Raw genomic sequence first — 4,357 nt, 5'->3', positions numbered from 1 at the left:
ATGAACGAGCGGTCGATCGGATTCTGGCGAGTCCCCTCTACGGCGAACGGTGGGGGGCCATGTGGCTGGACCTGGCACGCTACGGCGATTCACAGGGATACATCCATGACCCGCCACGATCCATCTGGCGCTGGCGCGACTGGCTGATCGAAGCACTGAATGCCAACCTGCCCTATGACCGCTTCACGATTGAGATGCTCGCCGGCGACCTGCTGCCCGATGCAACCGATTCCCAACGCATCGCCACGGGCTTTCATCGAAATACGACGAACAATACCGAAGGGGGGTCTAACGCCGAAGAGTATCGACATGCCTCGGTCGTCGATCGGGTCAATACGACCATGCAGGTCTGGATGGGAACGACGTTCGGCTGCGCCCAATGTCACACCCACAAGTACGATCCGTTCTCGCACAAGGAGTATTACGAGGTCTTCGCGGTCTTCAATTCGACCGAAGACAACAACAGCGAACCGCCCCTCCTTGAAATCGCACATGTCGGCCGTGAGAAAGAACGTGACCGTAATCGCCAGATCTTGGCAGAAGCCCGGAAACGTCATGAGGAACAGACGGTCCTCACCGATTCGAAAGAGCCAGACTGGGAGCAATCCGTCGATCGTGCCACGCTGCCTGCCGACCTGATGGAGGTGATCACCCGCAGCACAGAACAGCGTTCCGAGGAACAGCAAAGGAAACTGCGTGACCACCATCGAACCACGGTCCCCGAATGGATGGCCAGCCAGGCCGCACTGGCGGCAGCGCAGGGAGAACTCGACAAGGTCGAGACCACGACACCGGTTTTCAAGGAAGGAGCCGAGCGTCCCACCTACGTCGCCATTCGGGGTGAATTCCAGAACCGGGGCGAACAGGTCCGGCCCGGGGTTCCCGCCGTGCTGCATCCCCTTCCCCCCGGAACGAAGCTGGATCGGCTGAGATTTGCGGAGTGGCTAATGGATTCCGCAAACCCGCTGACTGGTCGCGTGACGGTGAATCGGCTCTGGCAGGAACTGTTCGGAATTGGACTGGTCGAATCCAGCGAAGAATTCGGCAATCAGGGGGAACCTCCGTCGCACCCTGAACTGCTCGACTGGCTGGCCACCGAAATGATTCGAACCGGCTGGGATACCAAGAACATGCTGCGGAGGATCGTCTCCTCGGCTGCTTACCGACAGTCCTCGTACGTCAGCGATGAACTGGCCCTTCGTGATCCGAACAACCGTTTGATCGGTCGAGGTCCCCGCGTCCGCCTCCCGGCAGAGACCGTGCGAGATCAGGCCTTGTTCGTCGCCGGATTGCTCAGTCCGAAATTGTATGGGCCACCCGTTCATCCTCCGCAGCCTGTCAACGGACTGGCAGCGGCCTTCGGGCAAAGCACCGACTGGGAAACGAGTCGCGGCGAAGACCGGCACCGACGTGCTCTCTACACCCGCTGGCGGCGAAACCTTCCCTACCCGTCGATGATCACCTTCGATGCTCCAGAAAGAAGCGTCTGCAGCCTGCGACGAACTCGCACTAATACTCCCTTGCAGGCGCTCGTGACGCTGAACGATCAGGTCTACGTCGAAGCGGCTCAGGCACTGGCTCGCCGAATCATGACGGAAGGGGGCGACACCACAGCCAGCCGCGCGGCCTACGGGCTGCGACTGGTTCTCACCCGATCCCCGGCCGAACAGGAAACGAACCGGCTGGTCCAACTTCATCAGACAGTCCATGCGACGTTAGGGACCGATCTGGCGAAGGCCACTCCTCTGGCGACCAAGCCGCTAGGTCCGCTGCCTGAGGCGTCGGACACCATCGAGGCTGCCACCTGGACGGTCGTCGGCAATGTCCTGCTGAACCTGGACGAGTTCCTGTCGAAACCTTGAAATCGGAACGGGCCGCGATTGCCCTCCCCACGCGATTGCCAGTCGACTCGACCTCATGACCTGTGCCTGACTTTGTCCGGAAGTGACTCCCCCTTATTCCCGAGGGACCCCAGATGAATCCACTCGCGACGTCTTCGCTCGAGGCTCTCGCCCATGTCACTCGCCGGCATTTTCTCGGAAGTGGATCCCTGGGGCTGGGGGGATTGGCGCTGAGCTCATTGCTCGGACATTCCCTCGAAGGGGCCTCATCCGCCGAAGAACCGTTCGCACCGACAGCGTCTCATTACCCGGCCCGGGTCAAGAACGTCATCCTGCTCAGCCTGTCAGGAGGACCATCGCACTTAGATCTCTTCGACTATAAGCCCGAGCTGTCGAAGCGCGACGGTCAGGACTGTCCGGCATCTCTGACAGAAGGAAAACCCTTCGCCTTCACGAGTGGCACCCCTAAGCTGCTGGGGACACCCCAAAAGTTTGCTCAGTACGGGCAGTCTGGTGCGTGGGTCTCGGCGGCAATGCCGAACGTGGCAGCGATTGCCGATGAACTGACCTTCATCAAATCGCTGCACACGGACCAGTTTAATCATGGCCCGGCGGAACTCTTGCTGCTGACGGGCATCCCACGCACGGCCGGTCGACCCTCAATCGGTTCATGGGTCACCTATGGACTGGGCTCTGAAAGTCAGGATGTCCCGGGGTTCATCGTCTTTACCTCCGGGGGATCACTCCCCAGTTCCGGAAAAGCCGGCTGGGGAAGCGGGTTTCTCCCTTCGGTCTATCAAGGGGTTCAATGTCGTACCGGAGGGGATCCGGTCCTTTATCTTTCGGACCCGGAAGGGATGGATCGTTCCCTCCGACGACAGAGCCTCGACGCGCTTAACGATCTGAATCGAATCCACGCCCGGCAACTTAAACAGGCCGAAACCGCGACCCGAATTGCTCAATACGAAATGGCATTTCGAATGCAGGCGGTCGTTCCAGAGCTGATGGATCTTTCACAGGAACCGGCGGGGTTGCTGGAAGATTATGGAGCACAGCCGGGTGCAGCTAGCTTCGCCAATAACTGCCTGCTCGCACGCCGCCTCGTCGAAAAGGGAGTTCGGTTTGTCCAACTCTCGGACTGGGGTTGGGACTTCCATGGGACGAATCCCAACGAAGACCTGCGTGATAATCTTGTGAAACGGTGCACGCTGATGGATCGTCCGGTCGCGGCACTCATCCGGGACCTGAAGAATCGCGGCCTGCTGGACGAGACGCTGGTCATCTGGATCGGTGAATTCGGACGGACACCGTTCCGCGAAGGACGAACGGCCGCCGGGCCCTACGTCGGACGGGATCACCATCCGTTCTCGAACACCATGTTCATGGCGGGAGGAGGTCTGAAGCGAGGCTATACGCTTGGCGCCACGGACGAGTTGGGATTCAACGTGGTAGAAAACCCCGTCCATATCCACGACATCCAGGCAACGATCCTGCATTTACTCGGTCTGGACCATACAAAACTGACATACCGGTTTCAGGGACGGGATTATCGACTGACCGATGTCGGTGGAAAGGTCATCCAGGAAGTACTGGCCTGATGACCGACTGCCAAGTTGAGAGCGTGAAGTCGAGATCGCCACATGCAGGGATCTCTCACCTCGCAGTGAAACAGCAAGACATCCGGTCACGGCGTCTTCGCGGCAACAGTTTCGGCCTTTCGCATGACTCTGAGAATATTGCCGCTCATGACCTGATGGATCTGGGAGGCCGAGTAACCCCGATTCAGCATTTCCTGAGTGATCAGCGGGTAGGTGGAGACATCATCAAGCTGCTCAGGAAGTAATGTGATGCCATCATAGTCGGATCCGATGCCGACGTGATCGATCCCCGCCACTTTGACGATGTGGTCAATATGGTCAACCACATCATGAAGACTCCCTCGCTGGATGGGATTCTCGAGGTCCCAGCGTTGCCGGGCAATCTTGTACTCGGACTCGTTGGGATACTTCTCGCGAAGTTCCCGATTGACCTGAAACATATTGGCTCGTTTGCGAGCCGAGTCGGGATGAACGAATCCCGAAAAGAAATTCACCATGACAACTCCACCGTTTTCTCTAGTCAGCAGCAGCACATCGTCCGGAACATTTCGAGGATGGTCTGCGACAGCGCGGGCGGAAGAATGCGAAAAAATGACGGGAGCTTTCGTAATGCGGAGCGCGTCTTTCATCGTCTCTGCCGAGACGTGCGAGAGATCGATCAACATGCCCAGACGGTTCATCTCGCGGACGACTTCTTCGCCGAATTCCGTCAGGCCACCATGCTTTTCCTCATCGGTCGCGGCATCCGCCCAGGCGAGTGTGTCCGAATGGGTCAGCGTCATGTACCCTGCCCCCAGCTTGTGCAGTCGACGAAGATTTTCGATCGAATCTTCGATGCAGTGGCCCCCTTCCACTCCTATCAGCGACGCAATTTTTCCGCTCTTCTGGATCCGTTCGACATCCGACGCCGTACGGGCC

At 58.8% G+C, this 4,357-nt stretch carries 3 protein-coding genes; 2 read left to right on the top strand and 1 reads right to left on the bottom strand.

Features of this window, described 5'->3' with window-relative positions:
• Together VGE80_RS19650 and VGE80_RS19645 are read left to right on the top strand one after the other, a co-directional pair.
• Nucleotides 1-1,862, top strand: a 1,862-nt coding sequence (locus VGE80_RS19650) for a DUF1549 and DUF1553 domain-containing protein (protein WP_440593843.1), incomplete at its 5' end; no start/stop codon positions are given.
• Nucleotides 1,863-1,975: 113 nt separating this feature from the next.
• Nucleotides 1,976-3,439, top strand: coding sequence for a DUF1501 domain-containing protein (locus VGE80_RS19645; protein WP_440593842.1), 1,464 nt, complete (start codon nt 1,976-1,978; stop codon nt 3,437-3,439).
• An 86-nt stretch (nt 3,440-3,525) separates the two neighbouring features.
• Here the strand turns inward: VGE80_RS19645 and VGE80_RS19640 are convergent.
• Nucleotides 3,526-4,357 (bottom strand): dipeptidase (locus VGE80_RS19640; RefSeq protein WP_440593841.1); only part of this gene is annotated, 832 nt, incomplete at its 5' end.

The sequence above is a fragment of the Schlesneria sp. genome (genome assembly GCF_036405755.1).
Lineage (GTDB): Bacteria > Planctomycetota > Planctomycetia > Planctomycetales > Planctomycetaceae > Schlesneria > Schlesneria sphaerica.
The sequence above is the reverse complement of the archived record's forward strand: the minus strand, read 5'-3'. Positions and strand labels throughout refer to the sequence as shown.

Bases quoted from the DNA above. Each gene is read 5' to 3' on its own strand.
- VGE80_RS19645 (WP_440593842.1), top strand. From the start codon at position 1,976: ATGAATCCACTCGCGACGTCTTCGCTCGAGGCTCTCGCCCATGTCACT.